We start from the raw sequence: 18,886 nt of genomic DNA, 5'->3' as shown, positions 1-18,886 counted from the left end.
AGTTGTACGTGTATAATAAAACAAGGTAACGATTGAAAGGATTTGAGATGAGTGAACGTGTTAACAATTAAAGGAGTTTCCATCGGGGAAGGAATGCCGAAAATCATCGTTCCGCTGATGGGAAAGACGGAAAAACAAATTCTGAATGAAGCAGAGGCAGTAAAATTACTGAATCCGGACATTGTTGAATGGAGAGTCGACGTATTTGAAAAAGCGAATGACAGAGAAGCGGTCACAAAGCTCATTTCTAAGCTTCGTAAATCTTTAGAAGACAAGCTATTTCTATTTACATTCAGAACCCACAAAGAGGGCGGGAGCATGGAGATGGACGGAAGCTCCTATCTTGCTTTGCTGGAATCGGCAATCCAAACAAAAGACATCGATCTGATAGATATCGAATTATTTTCAGGAGATGCAAATGTAAAGGCGTTAGTATCGCTGGCGGAAGAAAACAACGTCTATGTGGTGATGTCAAATCACGACTTTGAAAAAACACCTGTAAAAGATGAAATTCTTTCCAGACTTCGAAAAATGCAGGAATTAGGCGCGCATATTCCAAAAATGGCTGTCATGCCGAATGATACTGGAGATCTCCTAACGCTGCTTGATGCGACGTATACAATGAAAACAAAATATGCAGACCGTCCCATTATTACAATGTCAATGGCTGCAACAGGGCTTATCAGCAGGCTGAGCGGTGAGGTTTTTGGATCGGCTTGTACTTTTGGAGCTGGAGAAGAGGCGTCCGCACCAGGCCAAATTCCTGTTTCTGAGCTAAGGAGTGTCTTAGATATTTTGCATAAAAACACACGGGGATAGAACAATAAAAAAACTCAAGCTATATAGCTTGAGTTTTTTTGATTATGGCAGATCAATGAGTTTCACAGACACAATATCAGGGACATTTGTTAGTTCTTTCACAATTTTATCTTCCAGATGTCTGTCAAAGGAAAGCATCATGATGGCTTCTCCGCCTTTTTCCTTACGGCCAACCTGCATAGTTGCAATGTTAATATCATTATCTCCGAGAATACGTCCTACTCGGCCGATGACACCTGTTGTATCTTGATGCTGGATATACACCAAGTGACCTGTCGGATAAAAATCAATATTAAATCCATTGATCTCGACAATTCGTTCTCCGAAATGAGGAATATACGTAGCCGTTACAGTAAAGGTGCTGCGGTCTCCTGTCACTTTTACGCTGATGCAGTTATCGTATCCAGATTCAGAAGAGGAAATTTTTTCACTGAAGCTGATGCCGCGTTCTTTTGCGACACCCCCGGCATTGACCTCATTAACAGTAGAGTCTACGCGCGGTTTTAAAAAGCCTGACAGAAGGGCTTTTGTAATGAACGATGTTTCAAGTTTAGCAATTGTGCCTTCATATTGAATGGCAACATCCTGTACTGGTTCTTTCATGCACTGTGATACAAGGCTGCCAATTTTTCCTGCAATTTGATGGTAAGGCTTAATTTTAGCAAATTCATCTTTTGTCATGGCAGGCAGGTTGATAGCTGACATGACAGGCAGGCCTTTTGCGAACTGCAGAACTTCTTCTGACACTTGGGCGGCGACATTGAGCTGTGCTTCTTTCGTTGATGCTCCCAAGTGAGGAGTGGCAATGACTAATGGATGATCAACAAGTTTGTTGTCAACTGGCGGTTCAACTTCGAAAACGTCAAGAGCCGCTCCCGCAACATGCCCGTTTTCCAAAGCTTCGAGAAGTGCTGCTTCATCGATAATTCCGCCTCGCGCACAGTTAATTAAGCGAACGCCTTTTTTCGTTTTTGCAATCGTTTCTTTATTCAATAAGCCTTTTGTTTCTTTTGTTAAAGGCGTGTGAACGGTAATGATATCCGCACTTTCAAGCACTTCTTCAAATGTACGGCTGTTTACGCCGATTTTTTTCGCTCTTTCTTCCGTTAAGAAAGGATCAAAAACGTGCACAGTCATACCGAACGCTCTCGCACGCTGTGCAATTTCACTTCCGATTCGGCCTAATCCTACAATACCAAGCGTTTTTCCATAAAGCTCTGAACCGACATAAGCTGTGCGGTTCCACTCTCTGGATTTCACTGAGATATTAGCCTGCGGAATGTGTCTCATTAAAGAAGAGATCATTGCAAATGTATGCTCAGCTGTCGAAATGGTGTTGCCGTTCGGAGCATTGATCACAATTACCCCGTGTTTCGTAGCCTCATCAATATCGATATTATCGACACCGACACCGGCTCTTCCGACAATTTTTAAAGAAGTCATTTTGTTGAAAAGGTCTTCTGTTACTTTTGTCGCGCTTCGCACCAAAAGAGCATCAAAAGTATGTAATTCATCTTCTGCATCTGCTACGTTTTTTTGAACGATTTCAATAAAGTCTGATTCAATAAGTGGCTGTAAACCGTCGTTGCTCATTTTGTCTGAGACCAATACTCGAAACATCGTTAGATTTCCTCCTAAATTGACAAACTAAATATCTGATAATTTAACATATTCTCAAAAGAGTGTCAACGTGTATTGACGCAGTAAAGGATAAAAGTAAAGCCTAATAAATCAATGATCTGACAGCTTGCAGGTAATATATATAATTTGAAGCAATTCTCTATACAGCCAACCAGTTATCGTTTATAATGTAATTAAATTTCATATGATCAATCTTCGGGGCAGGGTGAAATTCCCTACCGGCGGTGATGAGCCAATGGCTCTAAGCCCGCGAGCTGTCTTTACAGCAGGATTCGGTGAGATTCCGGAGCCGACAGTACAGTCTGGATGGGAGAAGATGGAGGTTCATAAGCGTTTTGAAATTGAATTTTTCAAACGTTTCTTTGCCTAGCCTAATTTTCGAAACCCCGCTTTTATATATGAAGCGGTTTTTTTATTGGCTGGAAAAGAACCTTTCCGTTTTCGAGTAAGATGTGATCGAAAAGGAGAGAATGAAGTGAAAGTAAAAAAATTAGTTGTGGTCAGCATGCTGAGCAGCATTGCATTTGTTTTGATGCTGTTAAATTTCCCGTTTCCGGGTCTTCCGGATTATTTAAAAATCGATTTTAGCGACGTTCCCGCTATTATTGCCATTCTGATTTACGGACCTTTGGCGGGTATTGCCGTAGAAGCGATAAAAAATGTTCTTCAGTATATCATTCAGGGAAGCATGGCCGGAGTTCCTGTAGGGCAAGTTGCGAATTTTATTGCAGGAACACTCTTTATATTACCGACTGCTTTCTTATTTAAAAAACTCAACTCAGCAAAGGGCTTGGCTGTCAGCCTGCTTTTGGGAACTGCAGCGATGACCATTTTAATGAGTATTTTAAATTATGTTCTGATTCTTCCGGCATACACGTGGTTTTTACATTCACCGGCATTATCCGACAGCGCGCTAAAAACAGCAGTCGTCGCAGGTATCCTGCCGTTTAACATGATAAAAGGTATTGTAATTACGGTTGTATTCTCACTAATTTTTATCAAGCTTAAGCCATGGATTGAGCAGCAGCGAAGTGCACATATCCATTAAATAAAAAAGCTCCCGTTCGGGAGCTTTTTTTAGTTACTTCTATTCAAATTTAAGCGGGTCGCCTTCAAATGGCTCATCCGCCACTTTGATGGAATCAGTAGGGCATCCTTCAAATGCGTCAATCATATCTTCTTCCAGTACCTCAGGAACTTCGACAACACCTTTGTTTTCATCAAGCGTTACGAACGCGATGCCTTCATCATCGTAATCGTAAATGTCTGGTGCAGCAGCTCCGCAAGCGCCGCATGCAATACATGTATCTTTGTCTACGATTGTGTACTTTGCCATGAATAAAACCTCCCAGATTGTTCTTGGTGGAACAAATGGATCAATCTTTATATTTAATCAATTTAACACCTATTCCTCTTACTTATTGTAATGATGTTGCTGCCACATTTCAACAGAAAAATGATTGAGAATGCTTATCACATAAGGGGTTATCTACATAACATCCCCCTTAATGATGACTTTAAACGTCGATTTCTGTTTGAAATCTGTTAAAATAAAAAGAGCAAATCAACGATTTTTGTCAGGAAGAATGTAGGTGGATAGGTTGTCATTAAATTACTTCGATATTATGGTTCTCGATTGTCTTTGCAAAATAAACGGGGAACGGTCGGGAAGCGCTGTTTTTCACCTATTCAAAGGCAAGAGATCGTCACAGACCATTCAAGATGCCGGCTTATTTCAGACTGCAAAATACTTTGGAATGGCGGCAAAATGTTCGAGAAGCGATATTTCTGCGTCGCTTGACAAGCTTGAAAAGCATTCATATCTCGCGCCAATGTCTGAATCAGATACATACAAAGTGACAGCCAGCGGCGCAGCAGTTTTAAGGCATGCCCTTAGCGAGCGGCCTTGGCCCGTTCATTGTCACGGCGCTCATTATCAGCAGGCTGCCGGTGTGCTTTGGAAAAGACTTTCGCTGCTTGTGCAGGTCCTATCCCATAAACAGCAAGGGAGCAGGCAGTATATCCCTGTAACTAAGGATCATAAGACACTTCACTGGGTAAAGAAATACCTGTCCCGGCATACGGATCATATAGAGATGGCAAAAAGCCTTTTTGCCATGCTTGAGGCGCATTTAAAAAAGATTGAAAACAAAGCAGCGCAAATTTTTGTCTACTCCTTAACCGCGCACCATCGGATCGGTTATACGAGCAGGCAGCTTGCTGATACGCTGAAAGAAGACGAATGGTATGTCTATATCATGTTTTGGGCTTCGGTACATTATTTTATTCATTCTCTTCCGGAGTGTGAAGATGCTTTGTTAAAGGATCTCCTTTCTGATGTGCACTTAGATAATGCCCTGACAGAGTCGACGAGGAAAACATGGCAGATGGTCAAACAAGGGTTTCCGATACAGCGAATTGCTGAAATCAGAAAGCTGAAAACAGCGACGATTGAAGACCACATTGTCGAGATTTCTCTCCATGAGCCTGCGTTTATGATTAATGACTATGTATCAGCAGAAGACCAGCTTCAAATCGCAGAGTTTGCCAAACGGATGCGGACGAATAAAATCAAACAAATTCGCGACGGGCTGGAACAGCGGTTCAGCTACTTTCAAATCAGACTGGCATTGACAAAGCAGGTGCAGCAATATGACTAAATTACAGCAAACGTTATATCAGTTTTTTGGTTTTACTTCCTTTAAAAAAGGGCAGCAGGACATTATTGAAAGCATACTCAGCGGGAAGGATACCATTGCAATGCTCCCGACTGGGGGAGGGAAATCGCTTTGCTATCAGCTGCCTGGTTATATGCTTGACGGCATGGTATTAATCGTTTCTCCACTGCTTTCTTTAATGGAGGATCAGGTGCAGCAGCTGAAAGCCCGGGGGGAAAAGCGTGCTGCAGCTTTGAACAGCATGCTTAACAGGCAGGAAAGACAATTTGTTTTAGAACATATTCATCGATATAAATTTTTGTACTTGTCTCCTGAAGCTTTACAGTCTCCATATGTATTGGAAAAATTGAAAAGCGTCCCGATCAGCCTATTTGTTATTGACGAAGCGCATTGTATTTCTGAATGGGGACACGACTTCAGGCCTGATTATTCAAAGCTCGGACAGCTGAGAAAAAAACTCGGACACCCGCCCGTTCTGGCATTGACCGCCACGGCTACAAAGGAAACGCTGCAAGATGTCATGAACCTGCTGGAGCTGCAGCATGCTGTACGCCATCTCAACTCAGTCAACCGCCCAAACATCGCACTGAGGGTTGAAAATGCGGCGGATACTGCCGAAAAAATAGATAGGGTCATTCAGCTGGTTGAAAACCTGCAAGGTCCGGGAATTGTTTATTGTCCAACACGGAAATGGGCCGAGGAATTAGCGGGTGAAATTAAAAGCAAAACGAGCAGCAGAGCCGACTTTTACCATGGCGGTTTGGAGTCAGGGGACAGGATTTTAATTCAGCAGCAGTTTATTCATAACCAGCTTGATGTGATATGTTGTACGAATGCGTTTGGAATGGGTGTCGATAAACCTGATATCAGATATGTAATTCATTTTCACCTCCCGCAGACGGCAGAAGCTTTTATGCAGGAAATCGGCAGAGCGGGACGCGACGGAAAGCCGAGTGTCAGCATTTTGCTGCGGGCGCCAGGGGATTTTGAATTGCAGGAACAGATTATCCAGATGGAGAGTGTCACAGCTGAAGAAATCGCCGACGTAATCCGTGTGCTAGAGAAGACGGAGGAGCGGGATGAGAGAAGGCTTCGTGACGTATTACTTCAGTATGGCGTCGGAGAGACACAGGCCCGTACGATGATTCATCTCTTTATGCAGGGAAAAACATCAGTTGAACTGATGAAGAAAGAAATTTCATATCGCATGGAGCTGAAACTGGAAAAAATGCACCGTGTATCATTTTTGCTTCAGCGTGACGGCTGTTTAAGGCAGGCACTGTTAACCTACTTTGATGAATCATACGAGCCTGATGACGGAAACCTCCCGTGCTGTTCACATTGCGGTTTTGATTTATCCTTGTATGAACAAAAAGGGGCACGGAGTAAAATGGCGCCATTAGACAGCTGGAGTTCGGAATTGCACCGGATATTCAGCTTGCAGACTGTAGGTGAGCTGAACTGAAACAGCAAAAAGATTATATTCAGCATATGTCTGACCGTGATATGCTGAAGCAGTTATATTTGACGCAGCTACTCATCATCTTTGCCGCTGCTGCAGCAGGACTGTTCTTTTTTGAGGATGTACGGGACGTATTAAAGCTCTGGGACATTCGCGATATGCGAATCATCTGGTATGGTGTTTCTATAGCTGTTATTGTTATTTTAGCCGATATGGCAGTAATGAAATGGTTTCCGTCTCATTTATATGATGACGGCGGAATCAATAAAAAAATATTCAGTAAGAGGTCAATCCCTCATATTATATTTTTAACGCTTCTGATTGCTTTCGCGGAAGAAATGTTATTCAGGGGAGTGCTGCAGACTCATATCGGTTTATGGGCGGCCAGCCTTATATTTGCCGCTCTGCACTTTCGGTATTTGTCAAAATGGCTGTTATTTATTATGGTGACAGCAATCAGCTTTTTGCTCGGTCTGATGTATGAATGGACCGGCAACTTATTTGTTCCGATGACGGCGCATTTTATCATTGATGCCGTGTTTGCCTGTCAGATTCGTTTTGAACATGTGAGGAGGGATAAACATGACGAACATGTCGAGAGTAGAGAGAAGAAAAGCCCAGAATCTTTATGAAGATCAAAACGCCGCATTGGCGGACGATTATGCCGATGATGGAGAAAGCCTTCCGACAAGACAATCTGTAAAAAATCAAAGAGAACAGAAAAAAAAGCAAGGCAAAACAAAAACGCCATTATTCACAGTACTCGCAGTAATATTTGTATTTGTGCCGGTTATCGTTTTAGTCACCTTATTTTATCTAAAGAGCCACCCGGATAATCATGACGATTATGAAGATGTTTTTATTGACAGCAGCCAAAGCAAATATGAGGTTGTCCCGAAATCAGAGGATAAAAACGATACCGCAGACACTAAAGAAACCGCACTGCAGAAGGAGTCAAAAAAAGAGCCTGAAGATTCCAAGCCAAAAGAGCAAACAGCTGCTGATAAGAAACAGACTGCTGTAGCGGAAAAAGAAGACTCGGCAAATAAGGAGGAAGCAACCGCCGCGGCTGCTTCCTCTTCCCAATCAACAGTACAACAGCAAGAACAGCAACAGCAGCCGGCTGAGCCAGTTCAAAATGTGCCGAATCGCGTTGTCAAGCACACCGTCCAAAAGAAAGAAACGCTATACCGCATTTCCATGAAGTATTATAAAAGCCGGACAGGAGAAGAAAAAATTCGAGCGTATAATCATCTGAATGGAAATGATGTTTACACCGGACAAGTTTTGGACATCCCCTTAATGGATGAATAGGGTATTATTTTTATTTTACGTTCATATATTGTAGCAATGAAAATGGACAAGGTGTGAAGCGTATGGAATCCTTATGGAATCAGCTGGATCAGTTTACAGACGCGCCGACCAAACAGATGCTCCAAGCGCTTGTAAAACGAAAACAAAAATTCGAAAATTATGCAGCGCAATGCCGCAGATGGCGATGGGCTTCACTTATCTGCCTAGGCTTATTATGTGTTATGATCATGATCAAAAGCCCGGAGCCTCAGCTTATACTTCAAGAAATACTTAGCCATACCTTTTATTTATTTTGGATGCTGGCAACCGCTTTTGCCTACTGCACTTCATATTATTTCAAGAAAAAGGAAGAAAAATCCGAGACTGATTTCCATAAACTGAGATGTGAAATTATTCAGAAAAGCACTGATCTCTGGCCGCAGCCCGATAAATGGAAGGCGAGAGAGTCTGTTTTTCACATGATGAAGCACAAATATGACATTAATCTATATTTTGAAAGTAAATAAAATGGGGCGTTTTCTCAAACGATAGAAACGTCTTTTTTTTATTGTCCGTCTTATTGATAAGTTCTAAAAAGAATGGAGAGTTTTTTATGAAGCTATCAGTGAAAATTGCCGGTGTACTAACTGTTGCGGCAGCGGCAATGACGGCAAAAATGTATGCAACAGCAAAAGGCAATCATTTGAAGACACATACGTTTCCTTTATCAAAGATGAAGGGCAAGCCGCCTCTGACAATCTTTTTTATTTCAGACATTCACAAACGTCTCATCGATCAAGACCTTTTAGAAAAAGCGCGAAGCCATGCCCCCCACTTGGTTATAATCGGCGGTGATTTAGCTGAGGGCGGGGTGCCCAGTGCGAGAATCGAGGAAAACATCAAAAGGCTCGTACAATTCGGGGTCCCTATCGTGTTTGTGTGGGGGAATAATGATTATGAAGTCAGGCAGCATAAGCTGTATTCCATATTTAAAGCGCACGGCGTCATCACTCTGAGAAATGAGTCAGTCCCGTTTTCATACAATGGGCATACGATTGCGATTGCGGGGGTTGATGATATCAGGATGGAGATGGATCATTATGAGGAAGCCATCAAAGAACTTGATGAAAGCCAGCTGAATATTCTGGTTTGCCATAATCCGGAGATTCATGAACAAATCAATGAAGATGACGGTATTGATGTGATACTCAGCGGACATACCCATGGAGGCCAGATCAGGTTTGGAAAATTCGGTCCTTATGAACTGGGGAAAACAGGTATTGTTAAAAACGCGGCATATCTGATCAGCAACGGCTACGGCACGACAAAAGTGCCTCTTCGTTTAGGTGCTGAGCCTGAAACACACATTGTGACTCTTTGCGGGCCAGAATAACTTCTAAAAAGCAAAAATCCATATGGCAATAAAAACTGCATTGTGCTTGTCTTACTAGTGAACTCAGTGTAAACTGATAACAATTAAGAACCTATGACTCATCATCTCATATAATGTGTTATATGATTTGTGTGCAAGTAGAGGCAGGAGGGAACGTTATGCGGCTTGAGCGTCTGAATTATAATAAGATCAAAATCTTTTTAACCCTCGATGATTTGACAGACCGGGGATTGACAAAAGAAGACCTCTGGAAGGACTCATTTAAAGTCCACCAGTTATTTAAAGATATGATGAATGAAGCAAATACAGAGCTCGGCTTTGAAGCGAATGGACCGATTGCAGTGGAAGTGTATTCTCTCCAAGCACAAGGGATGGTCGTGATTGTAACAAAGAACCAAGACGCCGATTCAGAAGACGATGAGTATGATGATGATTACATCGAAATGCAAGTCAAGCTTGATGAAAGCGCGGACATCATATATCAATTCCATTCCTTTGAAGATATCATTCAGCTTTCAGAAAGCTTACAGCGAATCGGTATCACAGGGGGAACTGTCTACCACTATGACGGGCAGTACTTTTTAAGCCTTGAAGATCTAGGGTCACATACGGCTGAAGGGGTTGTGGCGGTTCTGGCTGAATACGGCAATCCGACAACTTTAACGATTTATCGCCTGCAAGAGTATGGTAAGCTCATTATGGACGGTAATGCCGTAGAGACGATACAAACTCATTTTTCATAAGAATGCAACGGAAAACTGCTGATTTCAGCAGTTTTTTTTCGTTAAAAAACATGGAAAAACATAACGTTTATTCTATGCACAGATCATATGAAGGTGTATACTATTCTCTGAAAGGGAGCATGTGAGAAACAGAAGATTCTAGGAGGTTAACTCAAATGGCAGCCGATCGAAACACCGGTCATACAGAAGAGGACAAACTTGATGTATTAAAATCAACCCAAACCGTAATACATAAGGCTCTGGAAAAATTGGGATATCCCGAAGAGGTATACGAATTGTTAAAAGAGCCGATGAGATTATTAACGGTAAAAATACCTGTTCGTATGGACGACGGTTCAGTAAAGATTTTTACAGGATATCGTGCGCAGCACAATGACTCTGTCGGTCCAACGAAAGGCGGGATACGTTTTCACCCGAACGTAACAGAAAAAGAGGTGAAGGCGCTTTCAATTTGGATGAGTTTAAAATGCGGCATAATTGATCTTCCATATGGCGGTGGTAAAGGCGGAATTGTTTGTGATCCAAGGGATATGTCGTTTAGAGAGCTTGAGCGTCTGAGCAGAGGGTATGTCAGAGCGATCAGCCAAATTGTCGGCCCGACAAAAGACGTGCCGGCACCGGATGTATTTACAAACTCACAAATCATGGCTTGGATGATGGATGAGTATTCAAGAATTGATGAATTTAATTCGCCTGGATTTATTACAGGCAAACCGCTTGTGCTTGGCGGATCTCACGGGAGAGAATCTGCGACAGCAAAAGGTGTTACCATCTGTATTAAAGAAGCGGCTAAGAAGAGAGGTATCGATATTAAAGGTGCGCGTGTCGTTGTCCAAGGCTTCGGAAACGCGGGAAGCTATTTGGCAAAATTTATGCATGATGCGGGGGCAAAAGTTGTCGGCATCTCAGATGCGTATGGCGGACTTTATGATCCGGAAGGCCTTGATATCGATTATTTACTCGACCGACGCGACAGCTTCGGTACCGTAACAAAGCTTTTCAACGATACCATTACCAACCAAGAGCTGCTGGAGCTGGATTGTGATATTCTCGTTCCTGCTGCGATTGAAAATCAAATTACAGAAGAAAATGCCCATAATATCCGGGCTAAAATTGTCGTTGAAGCAGCGAATGGGCCAACAACGCTTGAAGGAACAAAAATTCTTTCAGACCGGGACATTCTGCTTGTACCAGACGTGCTGGCAAGTGCCGGTGGCGTAACAGTTTCTTATTTTGAATGGGTTCAGAATAACCAAGGCTTCTACTGGAGTGAAGAAGAGGTAGAAGAAAAATTAGAAAAAATGATGGTCAAATCATTTAACAATATTTATGAAATGGCTAACAACCGAAGAATTGACATGAGGCTCGCTGCATATATGGTCGGCGTTCGCAAAATGGCTGAAGCTTCGCGTTTTAGAGGCTGGATATAAGTTGATGATTTGCATAAAAATAAAAAATCTCCTATGATAAAATAGGAGATTTTTTTATTCGGAAATAGAAAATATGAAGTGAAATGCCAATCGCAGGAGTTGACAGAAATGATTCAAGAAAAAGCAATTATTATAGGCGGAGGACCTTGTGGACTATCTGCTGCCATTCACCTAAAACAAATTGGCATTGATGCCCTCGTCATTGAAAAAGGCAATGTCGTTAACAGTATTTACAATTATCCGACGCATCAAACCTTTTTCAGCTCAAGTGAAAAGCTCGAAATCGGAGATGTCGCATTTATTACAGAGAACAGGAAGCCTGTCAGAATCCAGGCTTTATCGTATTACCGTGAAGTCGTTAAACGGAAAAACATCCGTGTTAATGCGTTTGAAATGGTGCATAAAGTGACGAAAACGCAAAAAAACACATTCGTTATTGAGACGTCAAAAGAGACCTACACGACGCCATATTGTATCATCGCCACAGGCTATTATGATCATCCAAACTATATGAATATACCCGGTGAGGATTTGCCGAAAGTATTTCATTATTTTAAAGAAGGCCACCCGTATTTTGATAAAGATGTTGTTGTTATCGGCGGGAAAAATTCAAGCGTGGACGCCGCCCTTGAACTCGTGAAATCTGGGGCGCGTGTCACAGTTTTATATAGGGGCAATGAGTATTCTCCAAGCATTAAGCCGTGGATTCTGCCGGAATTTGAAGCTCTCGTCAGAAACGGTACAATCCGTATGGAATTTGGCGCTTGTGTCGAAAAAATCACCGAGGATGAAGTTGTGTTTCGCTCCGGAGAGAAAGAACTCATTACCATTAAAAATGATTTTGTATTTGCCATGACAGGCTATCATCCTGATCATCAATTTCTTGAAAAAATTGGTGTTGAAATTGATAAAGAAACAGGGCGTCCATATTTCAACGAAGAAACGATGGAAACGAACGTTGAAGGTGTCTTTATTGCCGGTGTTATTGCTGCGGGAAACAATGCAAATGAAATATTTATTGAAAACGGCAGGTTTCACGGGGGGCATATCGCAGCGGAAATCGCCAAAAGAGAAAACCATTAAAGATGAGGAGCATATGATGCATTCGTATGCTCTTTTTGTTTTTTTAAGTGCAGACAGATGTAAAATTTTAAACAACATGGTAGGATAGACGTAGGAATATAAAGGAAAGAGGTTGCCTGATGTTTGCAATCATCTCTGCAGGAATTGCCCCCGGCATCGCGTTATTAAGTTATTTTTATTTAAAAGATCAGTATGATAATGAACCTGTACATATGGTGCTACGGTCGTTTTTTCTCGGGGTTGTTCTTGTATTTCCCATCATGTTTATCCAGTATGTACTTGAAAAAGAGAATGTAGGAGGCGGAAGCTTTTTCGTTTCTTTTTTATCTTCGGGGTTTTTGGAGGAATCATTAAAATGGTTTATACTGATGATCAGTGTCTACCCGCACGCCCACTTTGATGAGCATTATGACGGGATTGTGTACGGTACAAGTGTATCACTCGGTTTTGCAACCCTCGAAAATATTCTTTATTTAATTGGCCACGGCGTGGAGCATGCGTTTGTCAGGGCGCTGCTGCCTGTTTCATGCCATGCCTTGATTGGCGTTATAATGGGATTTTACCTTGGAAAAGCCCGTTTTTCCGCTGATAAGGCGCGTGTAAAGTGGCTTACTCTTTCTTTAGTTGTCCCATCCCTTTTGCATGGATCATATGATTTTATCCTAACAGCGCTTAGCAATTGGATTTATTATATGCTTCCATTTATGGTATTTTTATGGTGGTTTGGTTTGCGTAAAGCGAAAAAAGCCCGTTCCGTTAATATGATGCAAGTATAGAAGCCGCACAGCAACCGTGCGGCTTTTTTGTGTGCAGTTTTTACAAAAGAGTTTTTATGTTCTGAGGGATAACAAGGAAAGAGTGTATAAAAATAACCTCGTTACAGAAAATACGATTACACTTAAAAATTTGCAGTAGGAGGCTTGAAAAGATGAAGTCCAAAGGATCGATTATGGCATGTCTCATCCTTTTTTCCTTTACAATAACGACGTTTATTAATACTGAAACGATCTCTGCCTTTTCGAATCAGGTCATTCAAAGAGGGGCAACAGGGGATGATGTGGTCGAACTTCAGGCGCGTCTTCAATACAACGGATATTATAACGGAAAAATTGACGGGGTTTATGGATGGGGGACGTACTGGGCAGTTCGAAATTTTCAGGATCAATTCGGGTTAAAAGAGGTTGACGGCCTTGTAGGAGCTAAAACAAAGCAAACCTTAATATGTAAATCAAAATACTATCGTGAATATGTCATGGAACAGCTCAATAAAGGGAATACATTCACGCATTACGGAAAAATTCCGCTAAAGTATCAGACGAAACCATCAAAAGCAGCAACACAAAAGGCAAGACAACAAGCAGAAGCACGGCAGAAACAGCCTGCGGAAAAAACAACGCAGCAGCCTAAAGCGAATGCGAATAAACAGCAAAACAATACACCAGCAAAAGCAAGAAAACAGGATGCGGTAGCAGCGAATATGCCTGGTGGATTTTCCAACAACGATATCAGGCTGCTTGCTCAAGCGGTTTATGGCGAAGCCCGGGGCGAGCCGTACGAGGGGCAGGTTGCTATTGCAGCAGTCATTTTAAACCGTTTGAACAGCCCGTTATTTCCAAATTCAGTAGCGGGGGTTATTTTTGAGCCGCTTGCCTTCACAGCAGTAGCCGACGGACAAATTTACATGCAGCCGAATGAAACGGCACGAGAAGCAGTGCTGGATGCCATCAATGGCTGGGACCCATCAGAGGAAGCACTTTACTACTTTAATCCGGATACGGCTACAAGTCCGTGGATTTGGGGGCGTCCGCAGATTAAAAGAATCGGTAAACACATTTTCTGTGAGTAGCAGATATGAAAAAGCATAAAAAGAGGTGTGATAAATGATCAGAGGAATTTTAATCGCCGTGCTTGGTATTGCAATAGTCGGTACAGGCTACTGGGGATACAAAGAACACCAGGAAAAAGACGCAGTTCTTCTTCATGCTGAAAATAACTATCAGCGGGCGTTTCATGAGCTTACCTATCAGGTGGATCAGCTTCATGATAAAATCGGAACAACACTTGCCATGAACAGCCAAAAATCACTGTCGCCTGCATTGATCGATGTGTGGAGGATTACATCAGAAGCTCATAACAGCGTCAGTCAGCTGCCGCTTACATTAATGCCGTTTAATAAAACTGAAGAGCTATTATCAAAGATCGGCGATTTCAGCTATAAAACTTCAGTCAGAGATTTGGACCAAAAGCCGCTTGATAAAAACGAGTATACATCACTAAATAAGCTATATCAGCAGTCCGAAGATATACAAAATGAATTGCGTCATGTTCAGCACCTTGTCATGAGCAAAAACCTTCGCTGGATGGACGTAGAAATGGCTCTGGCTTCTGACGAAAAACAAAGTGATAATACGATTATCAACAGCTTTAAAACAGTCGAAAAAAATGTTGGTGCATTCTCCACTGGCACTGATCTTGGCCCGAGTTTCACCAGTACGAAAAAAGAAGAGAAAGGCTTCAGCCATCTGAAGGGAAAACAAATTTCCGAACAGGAAGCAAAACAAATTGCTGAGCGCTTTGCCCCAGATGACAATTATTCAATTAAAGTGGTAAAGAGCGGAAAAAAAACAAATCGCGATGTATATAGCATCAGCATGAAAGACCCAGACCATAAAGCAGTGATTTATATGGATATTACGAAGAAGGGCGGGCATCCGGTATACTTGATCCAAAACAGAGAAGTGAAAGATCAGAAAATCAGTTTAAATGACGGATCGAACCGAGCGCTTGCATTTTTAAAGAAAAACGGATTTGAAACAGATGATTTGGAAATTGATGAAAGTGCCCAATATGATAAAATCGGTGTATTTTCATATGTTCCTGTTGAAAATAAAGTCCGGATGTACCCCGAGGCAATTCGTATGAAAGTGGCCTTGGATGACGGTGAGGTTGTCGGCTTTTCAGCAAGAGACTTCCTCACATCTCACAGAAAAAGAACCATACCTAAGCCTGCAATTACTGAAGCAGAGGCAAAGTCTAAATTAAATAAAAATGTACAAGTGAGAGAAACAAGGCTCGCTTTGATTACAAATGAACTAGGTCAAGAAGTGTTATGCTACGAAATGCTTGGGACAATTGAAAATGACACATTCAGAATGTATATCAATGCCAAAGACGGATCGGAAGAAAAGGTTGAAAAACTAAAAAATGCAGAACCTATATATAAAGACCTATAAAAAACAGGAGGAAAGGACTAAATGTCTTTTCCTTTTTTTCATTACGTGCTTTAATAAAAACGTGAGTATATTGAATGCGAAAGAGTGAAGTCAATGATAGAGATTGGAGAAAATGTACTTTTAGAATATATAGAAGAAAATGAATTGAAAAAGGCAAAAAGCAAGGCGGTCAGCATCGAAAACAATGAACTTTTGATCGCGTATCCTGTTGATGTAGTTACAGGGCGAACTGTGATTTTACATAACGATATGGAAGTAACGGTAGAGTTTGTGGGAAAAGACGAAGTTCCTTATCGCTTTATAAGCCGTATAAAAGGTAAAGTGAAGGACAAACTTCAAATGATCTGTCTTGAAATGCCTCCCCGTGAAAAAATGAAAAGAATCCAGCGCCGCCAATATGTAAGAACTGATGCGGTATTAGATGTGCAAATTCAGCCGGGAAATGAAGAAGAGACCCGCACACTATCCTATAACATCAGTGCAGGCGGCATCGCCGTGGTTTTAGCTGATGGCCTTTCTTTTCAATCGGGGGAATCATTGCGCCTGATCATCCGTCTTCCTGAAGAGGAGCACACACGTCAAATAGAAACAGAAGCAGTTGTCAGACGAATCTTTAATGACCCCAAGTCAGAAAAACGAAAAATGACTTTAGAGTATTCAGAAATTGCAGCAGGTGACCAGCAGGCTTTGCTTCAATACTGCATCAGGCGCCAGTTAAATAAGAGAAGAAAGGCCCGAATGGAATAAACATCGGCAAACACTTCCATACTATTTGTAATGGAGGTGCTCCAATGAAAACATTTGAACGGCTGCTGATCAAATTATTGTTCATTCAGGCCATCATTTTACTTGGTGTCCAATTTCTTTTTCACTATCAGCATATTGAACCATACGTATCAAAAGTGATTCAATATGAAGGGGTGGATAAAATGGAGGAAAACAATAGGATTGAAACCTTCAAACATTAATTATTCATCAATTTTTCACCCTTTTTCATAAAGTTCGTGATACAATCCTTAGAGGAGAAAAGAGCAAGGAGAGGAATTATGGAAAAGAAATTATCGATTGCAATCGACGGCCCGGCAGCTGCGGGGAAAAGCACCGTTGCCAAAATTGTGGCTGAGAAAAAATCGTACATATATATTGATACAGGAGCGATGTATCGGGCGATTACGTACGCGGCTTTACAGGAAAACGTTGATCTGACAGATGAAGAAAAACTGGCTGAGCTGCTAAAGCGGACAGACATTGAGCTGATTACAACAAAAGATGGACAAAAAGTGTTTGTAAACGGCACCGATGTAACTGAGGCGATCAGAACAGATGAAATCAGCAACCAAGTTTCAATTGCGGCCAAGCACAGAAGTGTCAGAGAAGAAATGGTGAAACGCCAGCAGCAGCTTGGGGAAAAAGGCGGCGTCGTCATGGATGGTCGTGACATCGGGACGCATGTGCTGCCAAATGCAGAAGTAAAAATCTTTCTTTTGGCATCTGTGGAAGAGAGAGCGAAACGCCGTTATGAAGAAAATGTGAAAAAAGGCTTTGATGTCAACTACGAAACATTAATTGAGGAAATTGCAAGAAGAGACAAGCTTGATTCAGAGCGCGAAGTATCTCCGCTGCGTAAAGCAGAAGACGCTCTTGAAATCGACACGACATCGCTTTCCATTCAAGAGGTAGCTGATAAAATCCTCGAGGCTGTGGAGCAAAAGTCCCGCTGAGGATGGCAAATGCCACTTTTTTTGAATTTTTCAACGAAGATAGAATGTTATTGCTTGACAAACCTGTCCTTTTATTAGAAGTTAATACTAATAAAACTTTTTATTGATCATTCAAAAAACTTTTTTGGATGATTCTTTAATACATATTCGGCTAAAAGCGGGCATGTTATATGTTCAGCTTTCAAACCGTTTTAATTAAGCTGTGTAGGTTTGGACCAAGGAGGTTATTCAAATGACAGAGGAAATGAATCAAATTGATGTTCAAGTGCCAGAGGTTGGAGATGTAGTTAAAGGGATTGTGACAAAGGTAGAAGACAAACATGTAGATGTAGAAATTATCAATGTCAAACAATCCGGTATTATTCCAATCAGTGAATTATCAAGTCTTCATGTAGAGAAAGCATCGGATGTTGTTAAAGTAGACGACGAGCTTGACCTGAAAGTAACAAAAGTGGAAGACGATGCTTTGATTTTATCTAAACGTGCTGTTGATGCAGACCGCGCTTGGGAAGACCTTGAGAAAAAATTTGAAACAAAAGAAGTGTTTGAAGCTGAAGTGAAAGATGTCGTGAAAGGCGGCCTTGTCGTTGATATCGGCGTTCGCGGTTTTATTCCGGCATCACTTGTTGAAGCACATTTCGTTGAAGACTTCACTGACTATAAAGGAAAAACACTGTCACTGCTCGTTGTAGAGCTTGACCGTGATAAAAACCGCGTGATCCTTTCACACCGTGCTGTTGTTGAAAGTGAACAAGCGAATAAAAAACAAGAACTTCTTCAGTCTCTTGAAGTTGGAAGTGTACTTGATGGCAAAGTACAGCGCCTGACTGACTTTGGCGCGTTTGTTGATATTGGCGGCATCGACGGACTTGTACACATTTCACAGCTTTCCCACTCTCATGTAGAGAAGCCGTCTGACGTTGTTGAAGAGGGACAAGAAGTAAAAGTGAAAGTGTTATCGGTTGACCGTGATAATGAACGTATTTCTTTATCAATCAAAGATACACTGCCTGGACCTTGGAGCCAAATCGGCGAAAAAGTGAAGCCTGGCGATGTGCTTGAAGGAACTGTACAGCGTCTTGTAAGCTTCGGTGCCTTTGTTGAAATCCTTCCAGGTGTTGAAGGTCTCGTTCATATTTCTCAAATTTCCAATAAACACATCGGCACGCCGCATGAAGTCCTTGAAGAAGGACAGACTGTAAAAGTGAAGGTTCTTGATGTGAATGAAAATGAGGAGCGCATTTCATTAAGCATGCGTGAACTTGAAGAAACGCCTAAAGCTGATCAGGAAGATTACCGTCAATATCAAGCGAAGGAAGAAACAAGCACTGGCTTCCAGCTTGGAGATCTGATCGGAGATAAGCTGAATAAACTAAAATAATTGGTGATA

At 41.8% G+C, this 18,886-nt stretch carries 20 protein-coding genes and 1 riboswitch; of the genes, 18 read left to right on the top strand and 2 right to left on the bottom strand.

The window, feature by feature from the left end; genetic code table 11:
• Positions 1-51 precede the first annotated feature (51 nt).
• A complete protein-coding gene (gene aroD, locus MKY50_RS11765; protein ID WP_087614600.1) occupies positions 52-819 on the top strand; it encodes a type I 3-dehydroquinate dehydratase in 768 nt (255 codons plus the stop codon).
• 42 nt (positions 820-861) lie between these two features.
• Here the strand turns inward: aroD and serA are convergent, their stop codons facing one another.
• Positions 862-2,439, bottom strand: a complete 1,578-nt coding sequence (gene serA / locus MKY50_RS11760; RefSeq protein ID WP_004398713.1) for a phosphoglycerate dehydrogenase — start codon at positions 2,437-2,439, stop codon at positions 862-864.
• A gap of 208 nt (positions 2,440-2,647) precedes the next feature.
• Positions 2,648-2,782, top strand: a riboswitch (FMN riboswitch).
• A gap of 153 nt (positions 2,783-2,935) precedes the next feature.
• Between serA and fmnP the strand changes: the two genes are divergently transcribed.
• Positions 2,936-3,508 carry a riboflavin transporter FmnP gene (fmnP, locus tag MKY50_RS11755; RefSeq protein ID WP_004399159.1) on the top strand — a complete coding sequence of 191 codons (573 nt, stop codon included), beginning with the start codon at positions 2,936-2,938 and terminating at the stop codon, positions 3,506-3,508.
• Between the two features lie 39 nt (positions 3,509-3,547).
• Here the strand turns inward: fmnP and MKY50_RS11750 are convergent, their stop codons facing one another.
• Positions 3,548-3,796: a ferredoxin gene (locus tag MKY50_RS11750; RefSeq protein ID WP_003225461.1), complete on the bottom strand. Its 249-nt coding sequence runs from the start codon at positions 3,794-3,796 to the stop codon at positions 3,548-3,550.
• Between the two features lie 265 nt (positions 3,797-4,061).
• On the opposite strand from MKY50_RS11750, the gene MKY50_RS11745 reads away from it, so the two are divergent.
• The 16 genes from MKY50_RS11745 to rpsA all read left to right on the top strand — a co-directional run bounded on the left by MKY50_RS11745 (position 4,062) and on the right by rpsA (position 18,877).
• A complete protein-coding gene (locus MKY50_RS11745; RefSeq protein WP_041351444.1) occupies positions 4,062-5,120 on the top strand; it encodes a helix-turn-helix domain-containing protein in 1,059 nt (352 codons plus the stop codon).
• Entirely contained in the window at positions 5,113-6,603 is a 1,491-nt protein-coding gene (locus MKY50_RS11740; protein WP_341116712.1) for a RecQ family ATP-dependent DNA helicase, read from the top strand. The genes MKY50_RS11745 and MKY50_RS11740 overlap by 8 nt, the downstream gene beginning before the upstream one ends.
• Positions 6,604-6,644: 41 nt before the next feature.
• Positions 6,645-7,232, top strand: a complete 588-nt coding sequence (locus tag MKY50_RS11735) for a CPBP family intramembrane glutamic endopeptidase (protein ID WP_283933531.1) — start codon at positions 6,645-6,647, stop codon at positions 7,230-7,232.
• Complete coding sequence (locus MKY50_RS11730; protein WP_212060727.1) at positions 7,183-7,914, top strand: LysM peptidoglycan-binding domain-containing protein; 732 nt, start codon at positions 7,183-7,185, stop codon at positions 7,912-7,914. Before MKY50_RS11735 ends, MKY50_RS11730 begins: the two co-directional genes overlap by 50 nt.
• Before the next feature lie 62 nt (positions 7,915-7,976).
• Positions 7,977-8,420, top strand: a complete 444-nt coding sequence (locus MKY50_RS11725) for a YpbF family protein (RefSeq protein ID WP_003230531.1) — start codon at positions 7,977-7,979, stop codon at positions 8,418-8,420.
• Positions 8,421-8,506: 86 nt separating this feature from the next.
• On the top strand, positions 8,507-9,286 hold the full coding sequence (locus tag MKY50_RS11720; RefSeq protein ID WP_046381152.1) for a metallophosphoesterase: 780 nt from the start codon (positions 8,507-8,509) through the stop codon (positions 9,284-9,286).
• A 158-nt stretch (positions 9,287-9,444) separates the two neighbouring features.
• Positions 9,445-10,029, top strand: coding sequence for a genetic competence negative regulator (locus tag MKY50_RS11715; RefSeq protein ID WP_003230533.1), 585 nt, complete (start codon positions 9,445-9,447; stop codon positions 10,027-10,029).
• 155 nt (positions 10,030-10,184) lie between these two features.
• Positions 10,185-11,459 (top strand): NAD-specific glutamate dehydrogenase, encoded by a 1,275-nt coding sequence (gudB, locus tag MKY50_RS11710; protein WP_003230536.1) that lies wholly within the window; start codon positions 10,185-10,187, stop codon positions 11,457-11,459.
• A gap of 108 nt (positions 11,460-11,567) precedes the next feature.
• On the top strand, positions 11,568-12,542 hold the full coding sequence (locus MKY50_RS11705; RefSeq protein ID WP_029317974.1) for a YpdA family putative bacillithiol disulfide reductase: 975 nt from the start codon (positions 11,568-11,570) through the stop codon (positions 12,540-12,542).
• A 119-nt stretch (positions 12,543-12,661) separates the two neighbouring features.
• Entirely contained in the window at positions 12,662-13,318 is a 657-nt protein-coding gene (gene prsW / locus MKY50_RS11700) for a glutamic-type intramembrane protease PrsW (protein WP_014480144.1), read from the top strand.
• Positions 13,319-13,470: 152 nt separating this feature from the next.
• Positions 13,471-14,388, top strand: coding sequence for a spore cortex-lytic enzyme (gene sleB / locus MKY50_RS11695; RefSeq protein ID WP_015714181.1), 918 nt, complete (start codon positions 13,471-13,473; stop codon positions 14,386-14,388).
• Positions 14,389-14,422: 34 nt separating this feature from the next.
• Complete coding sequence (gene ypeB, locus MKY50_RS11690) at positions 14,423-15,775, top strand: germination protein YpeB (protein WP_003230547.1); 1,353 nt, start codon at positions 14,423-14,425, stop codon at positions 15,773-15,775.
• A 93-nt stretch (positions 15,776-15,868) separates the two neighbouring features.
• Complete coding sequence (gene dgrA / locus MKY50_RS11685) at positions 15,869-16,522, top strand: cyclic di-GMP receptor DgrA (protein ID WP_341116710.1); 654 nt, start codon at positions 15,869-15,871, stop codon at positions 16,520-16,522.
• A 44-nt stretch (positions 16,523-16,566) separates the two neighbouring features.
• Positions 16,567-16,743 carry a YpfB family protein gene (locus tag MKY50_RS11680; RefSeq protein WP_003230553.1) on the top strand — a complete coding sequence of 59 codons (177 nt, stop codon included), beginning with the start codon at positions 16,567-16,569 and terminating at the stop codon, positions 16,741-16,743.
• A 78-nt stretch (positions 16,744-16,821) separates the two neighbouring features.
• On the top strand, positions 16,822-17,496 hold the full coding sequence (cmk, locus tag MKY50_RS11675) for a (d)CMP kinase (protein ID WP_003230555.1): 675 nt from the start codon (positions 16,822-16,824) through the stop codon (positions 17,494-17,496).
• Positions 17,497-17,728: 232 nt separating this feature from the next.
• On the top strand, positions 17,729-18,877 hold the full coding sequence (gene rpsA / locus MKY50_RS11670) for a 30S ribosomal protein S1 (RefSeq protein WP_014477197.1): 1,149 nt from the start codon (positions 17,729-17,731) through the stop codon (positions 18,875-18,877).
• The last annotated feature ends 9 nt before the right edge of the window (positions 18,878-18,886 follow it).

This window comes from Bacillus sp. FSL R7-0685, from assembly GCF_038002425.1.
GTDB classification, from domain to species: Bacteria; Bacillota; Bacilli; order Bacillales; family Bacillaceae; genus Bacillus; species Bacillus subtilis.
This window is presented reverse-complemented; position numbering and strand designations above follow the sequence as displayed.

Bases quoted from the DNA above. Each gene is read 5' to 3' on its own strand.
- dgrA (WP_341116710.1), top strand. From the start codon at position 15,869: ATGATAGAGATTGGAGAAAATGTACTTTTAGAATATATAGAAGAAAAT.
- MKY50_RS11680 (WP_003230553.1), top strand. From the start codon at position 16,567: ATGAAAACATTTGAACGGCTGCTGATCAAATTATTGTTCATTCAGGCC.
- MKY50_RS11735 (WP_283933531.1), top strand. From the start codon at position 6,645: ATGCTGAAGCAGTTATATTTGACGCAGCTACTCATCATCTTTGCCGCT.
- MKY50_RS11720 (WP_046381152.1), top strand. From the start codon at position 8,507: ATGAAGCTATCAGTGAAAATTGCCGGTGTACTAACTGTTGCGGCAGCG.
- rpsA (WP_014477197.1), top strand. From the start codon at position 17,729: ATGACAGAGGAAATGAATCAAATTGATGTTCAAGTGCCAGAGGTTGGA.
- MKY50_RS11750 (WP_003225461.1), bottom strand. From the start codon at position 3,796: ATGGCAAAGTACACAATCGTAGACAAAGATACATGTATTGCATGCGGC.
- serA (WP_004398713.1), bottom strand. From the start codon at position 2,439: ATGTTTCGAGTATTGGTCTCAGACAAAATGAGCAACGACGGTTTACAG.
- MKY50_RS11740 (WP_341116712.1), top strand. From the start codon at position 5,113: ATGACTAAATTACAGCAAACGTTATATCAGTTTTTTGGTTTTACTTCC.
- MKY50_RS11705 (WP_029317974.1), top strand. From the start codon at position 11,568: ATGATTCAAGAAAAAGCAATTATTATAGGCGGAGGACCTTGTGGACTA.
- MKY50_RS11725 (WP_003230531.1), top strand. From the start codon at position 7,977: ATGGAATCCTTATGGAATCAGCTGGATCAGTTTACAGACGCGCCGACC.
- sleB (WP_015714181.1), top strand. From the start codon at position 13,471: ATGAAGTCCAAAGGATCGATTATGGCATGTCTCATCCTTTTTTCCTTT.
- ypeB (WP_003230547.1), top strand. From the start codon at position 14,423: ATGATCAGAGGAATTTTAATCGCCGTGCTTGGTATTGCAATAGTCGGT.
- prsW (WP_014480144.1), top strand. From the start codon at position 12,662: ATGTTTGCAATCATCTCTGCAGGAATTGCCCCCGGCATCGCGTTATTA.
- MKY50_RS11715 (WP_003230533.1), top strand. From the start codon at position 9,445: ATGCGGCTTGAGCGTCTGAATTATAATAAGATCAAAATCTTTTTAACC.
- MKY50_RS11730 (WP_212060727.1), top strand. From the start codon at position 7,183: ATGACGAACATGTCGAGAGTAGAGAGAAGAAAAGCCCAGAATCTTTAT.
- gudB (WP_003230536.1), top strand. From the start codon at position 10,185: ATGGCAGCCGATCGAAACACCGGTCATACAGAAGAGGACAAACTTGAT.
- cmk (WP_003230555.1), top strand. From the start codon at position 16,822: ATGGAAAAGAAATTATCGATTGCAATCGACGGCCCGGCAGCTGCGGGG.